The sequence below is a fragment of the Chloroflexus sp. MS-G genome (assembly GCF_000735195.1).
Lineage (GTDB): Bacteria > Chloroflexota > Chloroflexia > Chloroflexales > Chloroflexaceae > Chloroflexus.
In genome coordinates, this window is record NZ_JPIM01000007.1 from 50,720 (window position 1) to 69,575 (window position 18,856).

Sequence of the window (18,856 nt, forward strand, 5' to 3'; positions counted from 1 at the left end):
TTGAGATAGAAGCGCAGTCACTGGCTGCTCGGATGAATATATTCTGAATAAAGGATTAGTAAGACTATGGCGCGATATATAGGACCAGTCGGCAAAGTTAGCCGACGCCTCGGTATCGGAATCACCGAAAAAGGTCAACGTATTCTGAATAAGCGGCCAGATCCGCCTGGACAGCACGGTGCCGCCGCTCGTCGTCGGCAATTGTCCGACTACGGTATGCAGTTGCGTGAAAAGCAGAAGGCAAAATTCATCTACGGCGTGCTCGAACGCCAGTTTCGTCGACTGTTTGAGCAGGCGTCACGTCGTAGTGGCGTAACTGGCGAGTATTTGTTGAGCTTGCTTGAGCGCCGACTTGATAATGTGGTGTATCGTCTTGGATTTGCCACAACCCGCGCTCAGGCTCGCCAGTTGGTCAGCCATGGGCATATTGTTGTTGATGGTCGCAAAACAAACATCCCGTCGTATACGGTGAAGGTTGGGCAGGTTATTGCCGTTCGTCCACAAAGTCGGAGCCGTACTTACTTTAAGAATCTCGTCGATAGCGGTGTTTTGAACAAACATCGTGCGCCCGAATGGCTGCGGCTCAATCCTGCCGATCTTTCGGGTACCGTCGTTGCTTTACCACGCCGTGAAGATGCTGAGGCCGGAATTAACGAGCAGTTGATCGTTGAGTTCTATAGCCGGTAATGATTACTCTCGTCTGTAAGACGGAGAAAAGAAATGGGAGGTAGCAGTGCTCGATATTGCACAACCAAAGATTGAGGTTGTTGAAGCAACCGATACCTTTGGACGCTTTAAAATCGAGCCGCTCGATCCGGGCTATGGACACACGCTCGGTAATGCGCTTCGGCGCGTGCTGCTTACGGCCATTCCCGGATCGGCGATCACCCACGTGCGCATCGCTGGTGTTTATCAGGAGACCGACACTATCCCCGGTGTGACCGAGGATGTCGTCGAGATTATCTTAAACCTGAAAGGCATCCATTTGCGTGGTCGCCACGAGGGAACAGTACAGGCAATGATCCGAAAACAGGGACCGGCTGTAGTGACGGCTGCCGATCTGGTGTTGCCAGAAGGTCTGTCGGTCGTTGATCCCGATCACTATATTTGCACCCTTGAGCATGATCAGGCACACATCGAGGTGATCGCAACGATTGAACAAGGTCGCGGCTACCTATCGGCCGATCAGCGAGGCATCTTGCCGCTCGGTGAGTTTCCGATTGATGCTATCTTTACGCCGGTGCCGCGTGTCAATTATGTGGTGGAAAATACCCGTATTGGGCAAGCCACCGACTATGATCGCCTGATTCTCGAGGTCTGGACCAACGGAACCGTGCGACCACAAGATGCTCTCGATTACGCGGCCCGAGTCCTGGTACACTACAATACTACTATCGCGAATTTTAATCGCCTAGCTGCTGAACCGGCAACGCAACCGGAGACCAATGGGCTGGAGATTCCAGCACATATCTACGATCTGTCAATTGAGACCCTTGATCTCTCGACCCGCACATACAACTGCTTGAAACGGGCGGAGATTACCAAGATCGGTCAAGTGTTGCAAATGGACGAGAAGGCGTTGTTGTCGGTACGGAATCTCGGCCAAAAGTCGATGGAAGAGATTCGTGATAAATTGATTGAACGAGGTTATATTCCGCGCATAGTGCCAAAAAACGGGGCAGCGCGTTCATAAGGATACGACCATGCGACATCGACATGCCGGAAAATTACTGGGGCGGTCGTATGAGCACCGTAAGGCGCTCTACCGCAATCTGATGATTGCCCTGATTGAACACAAGAAGATTAAGACGACGCTGGCTAAGGCACGTGCCGTTCAGCCTGAAGTAGAAGCGCTGATTTCGATTGCGCGCGAGGATACACCCCATGCGCGACGGATGGCGCTCTCGAAGTTGGCCAGTAAAGATGCAATGCGGAAGCTGTTTGCCTTTGCCCCAACCACCTACGGCGGACGTAACGGTGGCTACACGCGCATTACCAAGCTGGGGCCGCGACGGGGTGATGGGGCCGAGATGGCCTTGATCGAGTTGGTCTGATGCGCACGATTGTGCTACTGTTGGCCTACGATGGCACCGACTTTGCCGGGTCGCAGTGGCAGACCGATATTCGTACCGTCCAGGGTGCTCTGGAATCGGCGTGGGAAGCATTAACCCAGGAACGGCGTCGGATTGTGCTGGCCGGCCGAACCGACGCCGGGGTTCATGCTAGTGGTCAGGTTGCTCATGTGCAGACGACCACCCGTCATGATCTGCAAACGATCTGGCGCGGATTGAATGCTCATCTGCCGGTTGATCTGACGGTACAGAATGTCGGTGACGCAACTGAAGATTTTCACGCTCGCTTTAGTGCGATCCAGCGTGAATATCGCTATCTTATCGATTGTGCGCCAGCGCCATTGCCACAACTTCGCCATCAAGCCCTGCATGTAGCAGGAACCCTTGATGTACCGGCAATGACCGCAGCGCTCAAGTTGCTGGAGGGAACGCACGACTTCGCTGCCTTTACAACGGCAGCACCGGCCCAACGTTCGACCGTTCGTACAATATATTGGACCCGAATCGGTGAGTATGAATGGTTCGAGCGGCGTTTACTGGCTATCGAAGTTGCAGCTAACGCTTTTCTCCAGCATATGGTACGGATGATCGTCGGTACACTCTTACAGGTTGGTCGTAACCGAATGACGGTCGATCAGTTCGGTGAAGTGCTCATGAGTCGTGACCGGCGGCTGGCCGGTCCAACTGCACCGGCTCATGGCTTGACCTTAACGGCTGTACGCTATCCACCCGGCCTCATCCGCTGGGTAGAGACATCGAAACGGCAAAATGGCTCGACGAAGATTGCCCAATCTTCGTCCTACGTACACGAGGAATAGGTGCTGTGAAGACCTATCATCAAAAACCATCAGAAGTGCAGCGCGACTGGTATGTCATCGATGCGAGTGGTAAGGTGCTCGGTCGACTGGCAACGCAGATTAGTACTCTGCTGCGCGGGAAACACAAACCAACGTTCACACCATCAGTTGATGGTGGAGATTTTGTGATCGTGGTGAATGCCGAGAAAATTGTCTTGACCGGACGGAAACCCGATCAGAAAATCTACTATCGCCATACTGGTTATCCGGGTGGTCTTAAAGCGACACCTTACAAGATGATGCTGGCAAAGCATCCTGATCGGATTTTACGCCTGGCGGTGAAGCGGATGTTACCCAAAAACCGCATGGGTCGCCGATTGTTGAGCAAGCTGCGCATTTACGCTGGGCCAAACCACCCGCACGCGGCGCAGCAGCCAAAGCCTTATATTCCGCGCTAAAACAGTGTGTAGCAAGCGGGAGATATTGCGGTCCGTGTGCAGACAGTCAAGAGCACCCCAGTGGTGCCAAGGTGGTGAGGAGAAGGAATGGAAGCTAAGCGCTATTATCAAGGCACTGGCCGTCGCAAGACTGCGGTGGCGCGGGTTCGCCTCTTCCCCGGAAATGGGGAATTTATCGTCAATGGGAAGAAGCCGGAGGATTACTTCGGTCGTCGTGATCTATACCAGTATAACCTCCGTTTACCGCTGGTATTGACAAACCATCTCAACACGTTTAATGTGTTGGTAAAGGTCAAGGGTGGGGGAATTTCCAGCCAGGTCGGTGCTGTTCGTCACGGTATTGCCCGGGCACTGTTAGACTACGACAGCACCTTGCGTCCGACGCTCAAGCAAGCCGGGCTGCTCACCCGCGATCCACGTGCCAAAGAGCGCAAGAAAGTTGGTCTCAAGCGAGCACGCAAGGCACCACAGTACACAAAGCGCTAATCCGATTGGGGTACGGCAATGGTGCAGTGGGGCAGACGGTCGTATCACAGACCGTCTGCTGTGCGTTATAACGATGGCAACAGAGTCATGCGAGTTATTACCGGAAAAGCTAAGGGACACCGTTTGAAAGCACCGAAAGGCCTCGGTACTCGTCCGATGCTTGATCGGGTGAAAGAAGCCCTCTTTTCGGTGCTCGAGGGGTACGGTCCAATCCGCGGTGCAGTCCTTGATCTCTACGCCGGTACCGGATCACTCGGTATTGAGTGTCTGTCGCGTGGTGCTGATAGTGCTGATTTTGTTGAGCGAAATGCGCATGTCTGTTCCATCATTGCTGAAAATTTGCGCCATACCCACTTCGAACAGCAGGCACATATCTATCACATGCCGGTGGATCGATTCTTGCACCGTCAACGCGGTATCGGACGCTATGATATAATCATCATGGATCCACCTTATGCTGACCCGACGATCGAGATGACGATGCAGCTTGTGGCAAAAAGCGGTGTGGGAAAGGAAGGTAGTCTCTTGATTGTCGGTCATTCACCACGAGTAGAACTGGCCGATGATTATCCAGGGCTGCACCGAATCAAGTTTCGGCGTCTAGGAGACTCGTGCTTCTCGATTTATGAACTGACAGCAATAACGACGCCAGAATCCGATCAGTAAGCTATGCGCATCGCAATCTACCCCGGCAGTTTCGATCCAGTTACATACGCTCATCTTGACATTGCCCGTCGTGCAACGCGGATTTTTGACCGTGTTATTATGGCAGTGTTTGATCGTCCACAGAAAAAACTGCTCTTTTCGACTGCTGAACGACTCCATCTGTTGCGCGTTGCAACGGCCGATCTCGAACGGGTAGAGGCAATGAGCTATGAAACACTAACAGTTGATTTTGCCCGGCAGGTAGGTGCGTGCGCGATTGTGCGTGGCCTTCGTGCTGCGAGTGACTTCGAGGCGGAGTTTCAAATGGCGCAGGTGAATCAGGCCATCGATCCAGGCATCGAGGTGGTGGTGCTGATGGCCGGTCGGCAATTTGCCCATATCAGTTCAACGGCGGTACGCGAAATGGCCAGCCTTGGACGCGACCCGGTGGAATTTGCACCGCCGGTCGTTGTAGCGGCCTTACGCGACAAGTTCGCACAGAGGGGGTGATCATCATCGAACTGGATGATTTGATTGATGAACTGGAAGAGGTGATTGCTGCCGGCTTCCGGCTGCCCCTCAGCGGTGGACGAACCTTAGTCGATGAAGGTCGTATCCTCGAAATCATCGATCAGATGCGCACGGTTATTCCTGAAGAGATCCGACGAGCCAGACGAATCATTGCTGAACAAGAACAGTTGCTGGCTACTGCTCAGGCCCGTGTGCAGGAGGTATTGAGCGAACGCGGGTTGCTGGCCGCCGTCGAAGCCGAGCGAGAGCGCCTGTTGCAACAGGCCGAACATGAAGCTGCCGAAATCCGCGCTGGTGCCGATGCGTATGCCCGGCAGGTGCTTGAAGAACTCGATGAACGGCTGAGTAAACTGTTGAGTAGTGTGCGTAATGGCTTACACGCGCTGGAAGAACGCCGAACAAGTGCTTGACAATCTTCCGCTCTCTCGCCTATAATTTGGCGCTTGTGGCGGAACCACGGCGCGCCACAGGTGATTGCTATGACTGCATTACGATTCAATCTCGCGCAATTGTTACGCGAAGAGATAGGCGCACGACGCGATATTTCTTTTAGCGAAGCGGCTTTGCCACTCGATGAGGAGTTGACGCTACGGAATATTTCTGGTCGTGTGCGTCTGACCCGTACTGCGGCAGGGGTCTATGCCCAGGTAACGGTGCATGGTGTCGTGACATTGACCTGTGTCCGTTCGCTCGAATTATTTGATTATGAGCTTGACCTCGATTTCAGTGATCAGTTCTACGCCGTCGTTGATGTTGTCAATGGTCACCGATTACCGCAACCCGTTGAGGATGATCCATTTATGCTCGACGAGTTGCATCATATTGATATTGGGGAAGCGATCCGTAGCTACGCGCTGATCAATCTGCCGATGAATCCAATTGCGCCGGCATATCGTGATCAACCGGTCAACTATACGGTTGCATCGGAGGGGATTGAAGATGACGATACGCTGGTTGATGATCGCTTCGCCGCTTTACGTGAATGGGCTGAACGACAACGTAACCAAAATTAAGGAGTAACAATCATGGGAGCAGTACCAAAACGAAAAGTATCGCGTCATCGACGCGGTAATCGGCGGCGACATTTGGCCCTCACCCCACCGGTGTTGGTGTCTTGCCCACGCTGCGGCGAACTGATGCGGGCGCATCGAGTATGCCTCTCTTGTGGGTATTATAAGGGCCGGCAGGTACTCGACATTACTGCTGAATAGCTCTATTCCTGGTACCGAATTTCCTGTCGGGAAATGCGTATCGAGAAGGCTGCCTGCCGTGGTTATCGGGCTGGCAGCCTTTGATTATGATAGAAAGGGTATAAGGGTGAGCAGGGAACGTTATGCAGCAGTGGTCGGCTGGGGGATGGCTGTTCCGCAACGTCTGATTACCAACGATGAACTGGCACAACGGATAGATACATCCGATGAGTGGATCCGTACTCGTACCGGTATCCGTGAACGGCGAGTGGCCGGGCCTGGTGAGAGTACTTCCACGCTGGCAACTGCTGCTGGCCGTGAAGCACTGGTGATGGCCGGTATTGAACCCTCTACGATCGATACGGTCATCGTTGCAACCTGTACTCCTGATCGGCCATTTCCTGCTACTGCCTGTACAGTACAGGCTAACTTGCGAATTCCGCGTGCAGCAGCGTTTGATCTAGCAGCGGCATGTAGTGGCTTTGTCTATGGGCTTACGGTCGCAACCAGTTTAATCAAGAGCGGTGTGAGCCGTCGCTTATTACTAGTCGGTGCCGACATTTTTACGCACTATATCAACTGGAATGACCGTAATACCTGCGTTCTGTTTGGTGACGGTGCTGGCGCTGTTGTGTTGGAAGGCACTGATGAACCACTCGGTCTCTTGACGTCGCATCTGAGTGCCGATGGGAAGCTGGAAGACCTGATGGCCGTTGATGCGGGTGGTACGCGCATGCCGCTTACTGCCGAGTTGCTGGCTGAAGGTCGACAGTACGTGTACATGAATGGACGGGAAATTTTCAAACACGCAGTGCGCGAGATGAGCGACTCGGCGTTACAGGTATTGCAGGCGGCCGGGGTGACGGTTGACAATATTGCTTTGGTGATTCCGCATCAGGCCAATGTGCGAATTATTGACGCGGTCGCTCGTCGGCTCGAAATTCCACCAGAGCGTGTGATGATCAATCTTGACCGATACGGCAATACGTCGGCAGCCTCAATCCCAATTGCCCTCTACGAAGCTGCCTGTCAGGAACGGATAAAAGCGGGTGATTATGTATTGTTGATGGCATTCGGTGGTGGTCTTACGTGGGGGGCGGGTCTGGTACGTTGGGGGAAACCAGCACGCTCAGTATGTTGAAGGAGGTAAGGCGTCAGGGCTTTAGATAAGGCTACGACATACCGCTGATAAGCCGCTGATCTAGAACGATTCTGAACGCGGGCCGACACGATGGGGAGGGGAAGGCAATGGTCGTGTCAGCAAAGAAAGAAGAGGCATCAGATCATGAGCATTGCATGGGTATTTCCGGGACAGGGATCGCAAGTTGTAGGTATGGGGCGTGATTTGATCACGGTATCGCCCGCAGCACGTCGGATCTTCGCCACGGCCGATGAGACACTTGACTATCCACTGAGTGAGTTGTGTTTTAGTGGACCGGAAGCTGACCTCACTGCCACCGAAAACGCCCAACCGGCACTCCTAACAACCAGTATGGCTTTGCTGGCGGCGATGCAGGAATTGCTGGGAGACCGACTTGAACAACCGATTGTCGTTGCCGGCCACAGTCTGGGTGAATTTTCAGCGTTGGTGGCCGGTGGTGCACTCGATTTTACTACTGCCCTGCGTTTGGTACGCCGACGTGGTGAATTGATGGCAGCAGCTCATGAAGGAAGTATGGCTGCGGTTATCGGTTTGGACGCCGATGTGCTCGAACAGATCTGCCAAGAGGTCAGTGCTGCTCTCCAAACCGAACATGACCACAGTACCGTAGTGATTGCCAACTACAATGCACCTGACCAACTGGTGATCAGTGGGAGTGTGGTGGCCGTAGAGCACGCCAGTATGCTGGCGAAAAGTCGGGGAGCAAAACGGGTTATTCCTCTCAGGGTTAGTGCAGCCTTCCACTCGCCATTGATGATCGCGGCTGCTGAAGGGATGGCTCAGGCGCTTACCAATGCAACCGTCCATGATCTCACCATCCCTCTGGTTGCTAATGTGACAGCCGAGCCGCTCTACCACGCCGATGATGTTCGGCGAGAAATCGTTGCTCAGGTTGTAGCGCCGGTACGCTGGATCGCATCGGTGCAACGGATGGTTGCGCTCGGTGTCGAGACCTTCGTTGAAATTGGTCCGGGGAAGGTGTTAACCGGCCTGATCCGGCGTATCGTTCCTGGCGCACGCTTAATCAATGTAGGAACATTTGCAGATATACAGTCGCTCACGGCAATGCAACTGGTATAGAGCGTCGTATGGAATTGCGCGGTCAAGTCGCTATCATTACCGGTGGGGCGCGTGGGATTGGGCGCGCCACGACGATTGAGCTTGCTAATGCCGGTGCCCGCGTACTCATCAACTATCAGCGGAGTGCCGGTGCTGCCGAGGCGTTAGCAGCCGAGATTGTTGCAGCAGGCGGTGATGCTTTTGCGTATCAGGCAGACGTAGCTGACGAACAGGCAGTAACCGGTATGGTGCAGGCAGTACTTGATCGCTGGGGAAAGATTGATATTTTGGTCAATAATGCCGGCATTACTGCTGATGCACCGCTAGCCCGGCTTCGGCCAGAACAGTGGCAGCACGTGATAGACACTGACCTGACCTCAGTGTTTTTGTGTTGTCGTGCAGTGATCCCGACGATGCAACGTGCTGGCTACGGACGCATTGTATCAGTAAGTTCACTGGCAGCGCTGGCAGGAAATGTTGGCCAGACCAACTATGCTGCTGCTAAAGCAGGGATCATTGGTTTGAGCCGTTCTCTGGCCCGCGAAGTGGCGCGTGATGGGATCACGGTTAACGTTGTTGCGCCTGGCTACGTCGAGACGGACATGGTTGAGACCGTGCCCGAGGCGCTGCGAGCGTGGGCATTACAGGCTATCGCTATCGGTCGATTTGGTCGTCCAGAAGAGGTTGCCGCTGCGATTCGGTTTCTTGTTTCACCTCGGGCTTCGTACATCACCGGCCACGTCTTGACGATTGACGGTGGTTGGGTCATGCCTTGACCATGGATGCTTGCATGATCGACTTTCAAGGACAAGTAGCAATTGTTACCGGCGGTTCGGGGGGGATCGGGCAGGCAATTGTCCGTGGATTGGCGCGCTACGGCGCTCGTGTGCTGGTTGGATACCATTCGAGCGATAGCGCAGCTTACGATGTGGTAACGGCAGCGCAGGCGATTGGTAGTGATGCAGTGGCATTAGCCGTCGATGTACGGGAACCTGACAGTGGTACGGTGCTGGTAACAGCAGCACTGGAACGCTGGGGGCAGCTTGATATTTTGATCAACTGTGCCGGTGTTGCCGATTATGGCCCGCTGCGTGAGATGAGTAGCGAGCGCTGGCGGCAAACGATCCAGACTAATCTTACCGGCATGTACCATACCTGTCGCGCAGCGCTACGCCCAATGATGCAGCAACGGTACGGACGCATTGTAAATCTGGCAGCTCTCTACGGCGTATCTGGCTTTCCGGGACAGGCCGATTTCGCCGCTGCCGCCGGGGGAATCATCGGTCTGACACGATCTCTGGCACGCGAAGCGGCGCCGTGGCAGATTACCGTCAATGCAGTCGCACCGGGGATGATCGAAACCGACCTCATTACGGTGATACCGCCAGCCATTCAACAGTGGAGCGCGGGAATTATCGCCTTACGTCGGCTAGGGAAGCCGGAAGAAGTTGCTGCGGCCGTCCTCTTTCTTGCTTCACCGGTTGCTTCGTATATCACCGGTCAAACCTTAATGGTTGATGGCGGCTGGACGATGGCATAGCGGCTAAAGTCCGTAAAAACGGAGATGCGGTAGCTTAAGCTACCGCATCGCGACTAAATGTAACCCTACAACCCACCTACGACCTGACTTGACCAACCACCTCGAGAGTTCATCAGTGTGTGAAGGAGGAGGTCCACCACCGTACCCGCACAGTTCCTTTAGCTGCTCTGCCTTCAGCAGATTAATGCGCCGGGCCAGCTTTTGCTATCGGATTTCCTCACCTCCAGCGTGGGACAGCAGCTCCTTCTTACCCAACGCGGTGAGTTTGTTTGGGAGGTAACCGTACAGCTCGCACAGCATCCAGTTACTCAGCAGCAACCTGGCGCTTGTCTGTTCGTCTCCCCCACCCTCATCACTTATTTTTCTCAATCTCTTGATGAGGGGGTTTCCCCGAACTTACGCTTCATCTCTTCAAACTTTACCCACAGATAACTTTTTACACTTGAGATGAAGCGCTTGCTTTTCGGTTACACGTAAGTGGTTTCGTTCCTCCTTTGCTTTCTGATGTTCTCTCGAGGCTTCGCCCATATCATAGCACTACGTTGGTCATAAATCAAGTAGTTTATCGCAATTTGACGATGATAAACCACAATTCTTGCTGCTATGCACCATCGTAAAGTTAAGAGAGCGTTAAGCGTTTTACCCGTTCCATCGTGCAAGTGTAAAGAGTTTTTGATGTTAAACCGGTATATCTGTCGCAACACGTGCTGCAACCGCTCGTCCTGACAACAAGACGAGCGGAATACCACCACCCGGATGAGTACCACCGCCCACAAAGTAGAGGTAGCGTATCCGGCGTGCTCGCAATGGCGGACGGGCAAAGGCGGCAAAGGGTGAATTTGAGCTGGGACCGTAAATAGCGCCCAGCGCAGCGTTGTATCGTTTAGCCAGATCGTGAGGTGTCCAGTGGTGCATATAACGAATAGCCTGGCGTAGGCCGCTTAATCCCATTGTTTCCAGTTTCGCAATGATGTGATCGCGATAGGCAGGCATTACTGCATCCCAATCAACCCGACCATCATCGGCTGGTGCATTCACCAGTACAAACAGGTTTAGATGACCAGGCGGCGCATGCATGGGGTCAGAACGGCACGTGACTGCGACGTAGATAGTCGGGTCAAGCGCCGGTTGACGTTCGTGGACAATCGCATGGAATTCGGTAGGATAGTCATTACTGAAAAAGATATTGTGATGCACCAGTTGCGGAAAGTCTCCCTCGACACCGAGGAAGAGCACGACACCGCTGTACGATGGTTCAAGGCGAGCGAGTCGTTCTGCTTCCGGTCTACTGTCAGGCAGGAGTTGTTCGTAGGCGTAGCGTGGGTCGGCATTTACTACGACTGCTGCGGCTGGGAGGGTTGTGCTATCAGCCAGTTGCACACCACATGCTCTCCCACGTTCGACCATGATCCTGGTCACCGGGGTCTGGAGACGTATCTCTACTCCCATTTCGGTTGCCAGCCGGCTCAGGGCAATTGCCAGTTGGTACATTCCACCACGTACATACCAGCCACCTTCAGCAAGCTCGATATAGGCGATCAGGTTGAACGTAGCCGGGGAGCGATACGGGGATGACCCGTTGTAAGTCGCGTAACGATTAAAGATTTGGCGCAGGTACGGACTGCGAAAGAATGAACGAACCGCAGTGTCAACGCTCCGCAGTGCATCAATGCGAAGCGCATGGCGGAGTAACGAGGGCGTAATCAGTTCACGGAGACCATCGAATGGCTTTAACAGAAATGGATCGGCGACGGCGTCGTAGATGCGTGCCGTATGCGCCATAAAGCGAAAAAAGTTCGGGACATCTCCCGCGCTGAGACGTTCAATTTCTTGAATAAGCTGTGGTAATCGCTGCCATGCATCAAAGCGGGTACCATCAGACCAGAAGTAACGACAGGTCGGCTCGACCTGTTCCAGACACAGGTAATCTTCCATCCGCCGGTTAGCCGCCGTGAAGAGGTCACGAATAACCCACGGCATTGTCAGCAATGAGGGTCCGGTATCGAAAGTATAACCGGCAGCCTGATGGATATTCAACTTTCCGCCGAGGCGCTCATTCTTCTCACAAAGAATGACTCGGCGACCCTGACCGGCCAGTCTGATGGCCGCAGCCAGGCCGCCCAGACCACCGCCTACAACGATGATAGGGAGTTGCGATCCGTTCATGGGTAACACTCATTCTAGTTCAAGCTTGTGGTATTGTACCGGTTGCTATGGTTTGGTATTGACATAACAAAAGGGGAGGGCAGCCGTAGCGGCTGCCCGCAGAGGATGGTCGAACAATGAGAGAACGCTAGCGCCGAACACGCTGACCAGGGATTTGGGCGCCGAAAATGCTCGGTGGTAACTTGAATCCATGCGCTTCCAGGCGCGGCGTGAACTTAGGCCGCACTCCCGTCGGGCGTAGTTCAGCGATAATCTTTCCTTCACCCGTCTTCCCAAGGATTTCGAGCTTAAAGATATCTTGCAAGACGACAGTATCGCCTTCCATTCCCTGAACCTCGGTAATGTAGGCGACTTTGCGCGAACCATCTTCAAGGCGGGTCTGTTGTACGATCAGATCGATAGCCGAGGCAATCTGCTCACGGATCACCTTGAGCGGCATCTCCATACCGGCCATCAGCGCCATCGTCTCCATACGGGCAATGGCATCACGCGGAGTATTCGCGTGCAAGGTGGTTAGCGAACCGTCATGGCCGGTATTCATTGCCTGCAACATATCGAGTGTTTCACCACCACGACACTCACCGATCACGATTCGTTCGGGCCGCATACGGAGTGAGTTGATCACCAGATCGCGGATCGTCACCCGTCCGGTGCCATCAATCTCTGGTGGCTTTGCTTCGAGGCGCACTACGTGATCTTGGGCCAATTGCAACTCGGCACTATCTTCTATCGTGATAATACGTTCGTCTTCGGGAATAAAATTCGAGAGCACATTGAGGAGTGTCGTCTTACCAGAACCGGTACCACCGGCGACCACAATATTCAGCCGTGAGACGACACACGCACGAAGAAATTCAGCCATCTCAGGCGTCATCGAGCCGAAGCGAATCAGATCATCGACTTTCAACTTGTTCTTCGAGAACTTACGAATCGTGATCGTCGAGCCATCGATCGCGCACGGCGGAATGATTGCATTGACACGAGAGCCATCGGGGAGACGGGCATCGACCATTGGCCACTTACGGTCAATGCGGCGACCGAGCGGGCGGATAATTCGATCAATGATCTTCAACACGTGTTCATCAGAAGCAAAACGCACGTCGGTGAGCTTTAGTTTCCCCTTTTGTTCGATGTATACTTTATTGGGGCCGTTAACCATCACCTCTGAAATCGTATCATCATCGAGCAACGGTTGCAGTGGGCCAAAGCCAAACAGCTCATCGCAAACCATTGCAAAGAGCTTTTTCACATCCTGATCAGATAGGTGGACATTTGCCTGTTGATAGATGCGGGCGAACCGCTCTTGCAAGAGGCGTTCGGTTTCTGGCGACCGTTTTAGCTCGGTCTGATTACCCAAAGAGGCCTGAATCCGGTCAACAATCCAGAGCGAGAGTTCAAGCATCCGCTTCTGATCGTTGGCCGGCGTAGCATCTTGCACAGTTGGGCGGGTGGGCGCTGGTGTAGGGGTAGTTGGCACCGGCGGGGGCGGCGGGGGAGCTGGTGCGACGGCAGCCGCTGTGGGTGGCGATGGCGTGGCAGCAGCCGGAGCAGGTTCTGGTTGCGGTTGATTACCGAGACGTTTGAACAGCGACATAGGGAAAGAACCTCCTTCGTGCCCTTCGTTCTGGCAACGGGTTAATCTGATACGACACGATCTGGCCAGGCGATCAGCCCAACTTGACGAAATAGGCTTCACAGGCCCGGTCGATCAACTCTCGCGACATAGCCGGTGGAATGCCACGGTATTTGGCTTCATCTAGTATCTGGTCGCACAAATCACGTGGGTGACACGCCCGTAATTCGCGCCCAACCTTCATGTAATGCTCCTGGATGAGGTAACGCAGACCATCATCGCTGTAGGGAATGCGCTTGCTCTTACAAACGAGCTGAAAAATTGCCCGGAATTCGGTTGGTGTTGGATTAGGAACCTCGATCTTATGACGGATGCGGCGGAGAAAGGCGTCATCGACGAGGTCTTTCGGGTTGAGGTTGGTTGAGAAAACGATCAACACGTCAAACGGCACCTGAATCTTCTTACCGGTTTGCAAAGCCAGAAAATCTACTTTCTTTTCTAGTGGCACGATCCAGCGATTAAGTAGGTCTTGTGGCCGACACTTCTGCCGACCAAAGTCATCGATCAGAAAGAGACCGCCATTTGCTTTCATCTGAAATGGCGCTTCATAGACCTTTGAAACCGGATCGAAGATCAGTTCAAGTTGTTCCAGCTCAAGTTCACCACCAACCATCACTCGTGGTCGCTTACACACCACCCACCGCGCATCAGGATAGGTCGTCGGTGCAATGGTGGCGGCTGAACCAAACGGCGTCGGCGGCAGGTCGGGGTGACCGACTTCATTGATCTGCACAACCTGATGGTTTAGGGGGTCGAAGACTTTGATAATCTGACCATCGACCTCGACAGCGTAGGGAATAATGACCAACCCACCAAGCAGATTGGCAATACCCTCGGCAATGGTGGTCTTGCCGTTTCCTGGTGGGCCATACAAGAAGAGCGAACGGGCTGAATTGGCTGCCGGGCCGATTTTATCGAGCATCTTCTCACTGACCACCAGATGGCTAAAGGCTTTGCGAATGGTGGCCTGATCGATAACCAGTTCGCCGATACTCTGGCGGAGCGTTACTTCGACATACTGCTGGAGTGGCACCGGCGCCGGTCCGGCGTATTGGTTACGATCAATCACCTCGTGAACTTTGTTTCGACCTTTGGCGGTAATCACATACTGAAACGATCGCTCACTAAAACCACCCTCGGCGCCGATAATATCAACGTATTCCTCAAGTTTGAGAAACTCAAGCACCTTATCAATAACACCGAGAAATGGTAGTTTCACCGTTTCTTCAAGTTTTTGACCGGTAATTGCTCCTGAAAAGTAGATCACCTTCAAGATGTGATCGGTCAAAAACCCCATTGATAACCCGGTTTCGGCAATACTGTTTGGTTGTGGTGGTATTTCAGGCATTCGGTTAGGCGTGTTACCGGTTGAGCTGGTCGTTGGATTGACTTCATGCAAACGGAAGCTCATAGCCTAATCCTTTCTGCCGGATACTGTTTCTCTGCCAGGTGGCGGTTGGTGACAGGTGTCTGTATGCCCGCTAGAGGTAGTATAGCGATCTACGAGGTTCAGCGCAAGGAGAGAAGTGAGGAATCATGGGCGAAAAAAGTCATTTCAATATTGATCGTGCAGGCGTGCCATACGCATATTTGAGGAATATTCTTCCGATCCGGTACTGACAGGGGGCGAAGCGTCGCTTCGCCCCTTCGCGAATATCCGTACCCGCCGGCGGGTGCGGTGACCACCAGTGCTGACCGGTGTGATGGTCGGGAAACGCTCTATACCTCTGCTGAACGTTCTTGCAGCGACATAAGTGTCCACTGACCGGTACGCAATGCCTGAATCGCCTGTACTGCTGCTGCTGCTCCTGATAAGGTGGTAAGGGTTGGCACACCGTAAGTAATTGCTGCTCGCCGGATAGCCGCTTCGTCGAAGAAGCTGGTCTTACCAAGGGGTGTATTAACGATCAACGCAATCTCACCATTCTTGATGTAGTCAACAGCGTTGGGTCGCCCCTCATTCACTTTATAGATGGATTTGACTTCGAGGCCATGCTGCTGGAGATAAGCAGCGGTACCACTGGTCGCCAGGAGCTTGAAGCCAAGAGCCGCCAGATCACGGGCAATCGGGAGCAGCGTTGCTTTATCGCGATCATTCACACTCAAGAACGCATTGCCGCTGGTGGGCAGATGGCTACCACAAGCCATCTGGGCCTTGGCAAAAGCCTCGCCAAACGTTGCGCCGCTCCCCATACCCTCGCCAGTTGATTTCATCTCTGGGCCGAGCAGGGTGTCAACACCGCTGAAACGTGACCAGGGTAACACAACCTCTTTGACGTGGAAGCGCTGGATACTAGGAACGGCGAGACGGTAGCGGCGTGGATTGGTAAGCGCCGGATGGTTGACATAAAAAATCTGGCCATCGCAGAAAAGTTTGGCGCTGGCAGCACACTGTACAGCCAGTTGCGCCCATGGAATACCGGTAGCTTTGGCGACAAAGGGTACTGTGCGCGACGCACGGGGATTCACCTCCAGCACATAGACAACCCCGTCCTTCATCGCATACTGAATGTTCATCAACCCAACAACACCCAGGGCGCGGGCCAGTTGTTCGGTGTAGCGCCGCATCGTTACCACATGCTCTTCGGCGACCATATAGGTTGGGATAACGCAGGCACTGTCGCCGGAGTGTACGCCAGCCAGTTCGATTTGTTCCATGATCCCGGCGATGACCACTGTTTCGCCATCGCAAATCGCATCGACATCCATCTCGAAGGCATCTTCGAGAAAGCGATCAATAAGTACAGGATGTTCTGGCGAAGCGGCGACTGCCTCGCGCATGTAGCGTTCGAGTGCCGCATCGTCGTACACGATAGCCATGGCTCGTCCACCCAAGACGTAGCTTGGTCGTACTACGACGGGATACCCGATTCGGCGGGCTACAGTCAGGGCTTCTTCCCACGACGTGGCACTGCCATGCTCAGGTGCGGGGATGTTCAACTCCTTGAGTAGAGCGCCAAATCGATCGCGATCCTCGGCCAGATCAATCGCGTCTGGTGGTGTACCCCAGATGGGGACACCGACGGCTTCAAGTGCCTGAGCGAGCTTAAGCGGTGTTTGACCGCCGAATTGAATGATCACGCCGTCAGGTTTTTCAACATCGACCACGTTCAGCACATCTTCCAGGGTGAGTGGCTCGAAGTAGAGCCGATCTGCCGTATCGTAGTCGGTTGAGACCGTTTCCGGGTTACAGTTGATCATGATCGTTTCGTAGCCAAGCGCACGCAGCCCGAAGACGGCATGGCTACAGCAATAGTCAAACTCGATTCCCTGCCCGATACGATTAGGGCCAGAGCCGAGAATAATAACCTTTTTGCGATTGGTTGGTTCGGCCTCATCTTCACTCTCGTAAGAAGAGTAGAGATAGGGTGTATAGGCGGGGAATTCAGCGGCGCAGGTGTCAACCCGGTGATACGTTGGTCGAATACCAAGTTCGAGTCGTCGTTGACGAACAGCCAGTTCCGCCGACCAGCGCTGTGGGCCTGACGGCACGCGCAATAAGTGGGCTAATTGGGCATCGCTAAAGCCCATCCGTTTGGCCTGACGCAGCAGATCGGGAGGGATTGTAGCGAGATCAAATGCCCGTAGCCGTCCTTCGAGATTGACAATCTGCTCAAGTTGGCAAATAAACCAGGGATCGATTCTGGTGAGGGTACTGATCTGCTCAACCGACATACCGCTCTGGAGAGCGTAGCGAACATAGAACATCCGATCAGGATGTGGTGTAATCAAACGCTCGCGCAACCGTTCTGGTTCAATCACATCACGACCATCGGCACCCCAACCAGCACGTCCTTGTTCGAGTGAGCGCCATGCCTTCTGGAAAGCCTCAGCGAATGTTCGCCCGATAGCCATCACCTCACCAACCGACTTCATTGAAGTCGTGAGCGTCTGATCGGCCTGGGGAAATTTCTCGAAGGTAAAGCGTGGAATCTTTACCACCACGTAGTCGAGGGTTGGCTCAAACGAGGCCGGTGTCTCGCGGGTGATGTCGTTGGGTAATTCATCGAGAGTGTAGCCAACAGCCAATTTGGCTGCGATTTTGGCAATCGGGAAGCCCGTTGCTTTCGATGCCAGTGCTGATGAGCGCGACACACGGGGGTTCATTTCGATGACGTAGATACGACCATCAGTCGGTGAAACCGCGAATTGTACATTTGAGCCACCGGTTTCTACGCCAACGGCGCGCAGGACAGCCAACCCCATATCGCGCATCCGCTGATATTCGCGGTCGGTTAGGGTCATTGCCGGTGCCACCGTGATGCTATCGCCGGTGTGCACACCCATTGGGTCGATATTTTCTATCGAGCAGATAATGACTCCATTGTCGTTACGGTCGCGCATCACCTCTAGCTCGAACTCTTTCCAGCCTAAGACACTTTCTTCGATCAACACTTGCGAGACCGGTGAAGCATCAAGCCCACGTTCGACAATAGCGCGAAATTCTTCCATGTTGTAAGCGATTCCGCCACCTTCACCACCGAGCGTAAACGAAGGGCGAATGATAGCTGGGAAGCCAGTCTGATTGACAACAGCCAGTGCCTCTTCAAGAGTGGTGGCCGTACCCGAACGTGGTACCTGGAGACCGATCTCGATCATCTTATCTTTGAAGCGTTGGCGATCTTCGGCGATGCGTACAGCTTCGACCGAGGCGCCGATGAGTTCAACGCCATATCGATCTAGAATACCCGCTTCGTGCAGGGCAACTGCGAGATTCAAGGCGGTTTGCCCACCAACGGTAGGCAGAATGGCATCAGGTTTTTCACGAGCAATAATGCGTTCCAGACTGGGAACGGTCAGCGGCTCAATATAGGTTGCGTCGGCCAGGCTGGGATCGGTCATGATGGTGGCCGGATTAGAATTGACAAGGACGACCCGGTAGCCTTCTTCACGTAACGCTTTGCATGCCTGAGTGCCGGAATAGTCGAATTCACAGGCTTGCCCGATCACAATCGGGCCGGAGCCAATAATGAGGATCGTATGTAAATCGGTGCGCTTTGGCATGTTTGTTCCAACTCCTCTGCGGTGGGTCAACGAGCGCGCCTCAGCGACGCTGACTGATTATACAATAAGCGATACCGATCAGTGTGAAGGATGGACCCTCACCATCCCCTTGG

At 53.8% G+C, this 18,856-nt stretch carries 19 protein-coding genes; 15 read left to right on the forward strand and 4 right to left on the reverse strand.

Annotated features, from left to right (window positions below; genetic code table 11):
• Positions 1-66: 66 nt before the first annotated feature.
• From rpsD to JE47_RS0102560, 15 genes are all read left to right on the forward strand, one after another.
• Positions 67-687 (forward strand): 30S ribosomal protein S4, encoded by a 621-nt coding sequence (gene rpsD / locus JE47_RS0102495; protein WP_028457695.1) that lies wholly within the window; start codon positions 67-69, stop codon positions 685-687.
• A gap of 46 nt (positions 688-733) precedes the next feature.
• Positions 734-1,693 carry a DNA-directed RNA polymerase subunit alpha gene (locus JE47_RS0102500; protein ID WP_031458240.1) on the forward strand — a complete coding sequence of 320 codons (960 nt, stop codon included), beginning with the start codon at positions 734-736 and terminating at the stop codon, positions 1,691-1,693.
• Between the two features lie 10 nt (positions 1,694-1,703).
• Entirely contained in the window at positions 1,704-2,054 is a 351-nt protein-coding gene (gene rplQ, locus JE47_RS0102505; RefSeq protein ID WP_031458241.1) for a 50S ribosomal protein L17, read from the forward strand.
• Positions 2,054-2,890, forward strand: a complete 837-nt coding sequence (truA, locus tag JE47_RS0102510; RefSeq protein WP_031458242.1) for a tRNA pseudouridine(38-40) synthase TruA — start codon at positions 2,054-2,056, stop codon at positions 2,888-2,890. The genes rplQ and truA overlap by 1 nt, the downstream gene beginning before the upstream one ends.
• Positions 2,891-2,895: 5 nt before the next feature.
• Entirely contained in the window at positions 2,896-3,327 is a 432-nt protein-coding gene (gene rplM, locus JE47_RS0102515; RefSeq protein WP_031458243.1) for a 50S ribosomal protein L13, read from the forward strand.
• 87 nt (positions 3,328-3,414) lie between these two features.
• Positions 3,415-3,813, forward strand: a complete 399-nt coding sequence (gene rpsI / locus JE47_RS0102520) for a 30S ribosomal protein S9 (protein ID WP_028457690.1) — start codon at positions 3,415-3,417, stop codon at positions 3,811-3,813.
• Between the two features lie 87 nt (positions 3,814-3,900).
• The gene (gene rsmD / locus JE47_RS0102525) at positions 3,901-4,479 is read left to right on the forward strand and encodes a 16S rRNA (guanine(966)-N(2))-methyltransferase RsmD (protein ID WP_031458244.1); all 579 of its coding nucleotides are present in this window, start codon (positions 3,901-3,903) and stop codon (positions 4,477-4,479) included.
• Positions 4,480-4,482: 3 nt separating this feature from the next.
• Entirely contained in the window at positions 4,483-4,968 is a 486-nt protein-coding gene (coaD, locus tag JE47_RS0102530; RefSeq protein WP_031458245.1) for a pantetheine-phosphate adenylyltransferase, read from the forward strand.
• Positions 4,965-5,399 carry a hypothetical protein gene (locus JE47_RS0102535; protein WP_031458246.1) on the forward strand — a complete coding sequence of 145 codons (435 nt, stop codon included), beginning with the start codon at positions 4,965-4,967 and terminating at the stop codon, positions 5,397-5,399. The genes coaD and JE47_RS0102535 overlap by 4 nt, the downstream gene beginning before the upstream one ends.
• A gap of 69 nt (positions 5,400-5,468) precedes the next feature.
• Positions 5,469-6,002: a YceD family protein gene (locus tag JE47_RS0102540; RefSeq protein ID WP_031458247.1), complete on the forward strand. Its 534-nt coding sequence runs from the start codon at positions 5,469-5,471 to the stop codon at positions 6,000-6,002.
• Positions 6,003-6,014: 12 nt separating this feature from the next.
• Positions 6,015-6,200: a 50S ribosomal protein L32 gene (gene rpmF / locus JE47_RS21210; protein WP_081909980.1), complete on the forward strand. Its 186-nt coding sequence runs from the start codon at positions 6,015-6,017 to the stop codon at positions 6,198-6,200.
• A 106-nt stretch (positions 6,201-6,306) separates the two neighbouring features.
• Positions 6,307-7,320, forward strand: a complete 1,014-nt coding sequence (locus JE47_RS0102545) for a beta-ketoacyl-ACP synthase III (protein WP_031458248.1) — start codon at positions 6,307-6,309, stop codon at positions 7,318-7,320.
• Between the two features lie 144 nt (positions 7,321-7,464).
• Positions 7,465-8,421, forward strand: a complete 957-nt coding sequence (gene fabD, locus JE47_RS0102550) for an ACP S-malonyltransferase (RefSeq protein WP_031458249.1) — start codon at positions 7,465-7,467, stop codon at positions 8,419-8,421.
• Positions 8,422-8,429: 8 nt separating this feature from the next.
• Positions 8,430-9,176, forward strand: a complete 747-nt coding sequence (locus tag JE47_RS0102555) for a 3-oxoacyl-ACP reductase family protein (protein ID WP_031458250.1) — start codon at positions 8,430-8,432, stop codon at positions 9,174-9,176.
• A 14-nt stretch (positions 9,177-9,190) separates the two neighbouring features.
• A complete protein-coding gene (locus JE47_RS0102560) occupies positions 9,191-9,940 on the forward strand; it encodes a 3-oxoacyl-ACP reductase family protein (RefSeq protein WP_031458251.1) in 750 nt (249 codons plus the stop codon).
• 678 nt (positions 9,941-10,618) lie between these two features.
• On the opposite strand, the gene JE47_RS0102565 is transcribed toward JE47_RS0102560, so the two are convergent.
• The 4 genes from JE47_RS0102565 to carB form a co-directional block, all read right to left on the reverse strand.
• Positions 10,619-12,106 (reverse strand): phytoene desaturase family protein, encoded by a 1,488-nt coding sequence (locus JE47_RS0102565; protein WP_031458252.1) that lies wholly within the window; start codon positions 12,104-12,106, stop codon positions 10,619-10,621.
• A gap of 127 nt (positions 12,107-12,233) precedes the next feature.
• Complete coding sequence (locus JE47_RS0102570) at positions 12,234-13,700, reverse strand: CpaF family protein (RefSeq protein WP_031458253.1); 1,467 nt, start codon at positions 13,698-13,700, stop codon at positions 12,234-12,236.
• Positions 13,701-13,773: 73 nt separating this feature from the next.
• Positions 13,774-15,150 carry an AAA family ATPase gene (locus tag JE47_RS0102575; protein WP_031458254.1) on the reverse strand — a complete coding sequence of 459 codons (1,377 nt, stop codon included), beginning with the start codon at positions 15,148-15,150 and terminating at the stop codon, positions 13,774-13,776.
• 308 nt (positions 15,151-15,458) lie between these two features.
• Positions 15,459-18,743: a carbamoyl-phosphate synthase large subunit gene (gene carB / locus JE47_RS0102580; protein WP_031458255.1), complete on the reverse strand. Its 3,285-nt coding sequence runs from the start codon at positions 18,741-18,743 to the stop codon at positions 15,459-15,461.
• Positions 18,744-18,856 lie beyond the last annotated feature (113 nt).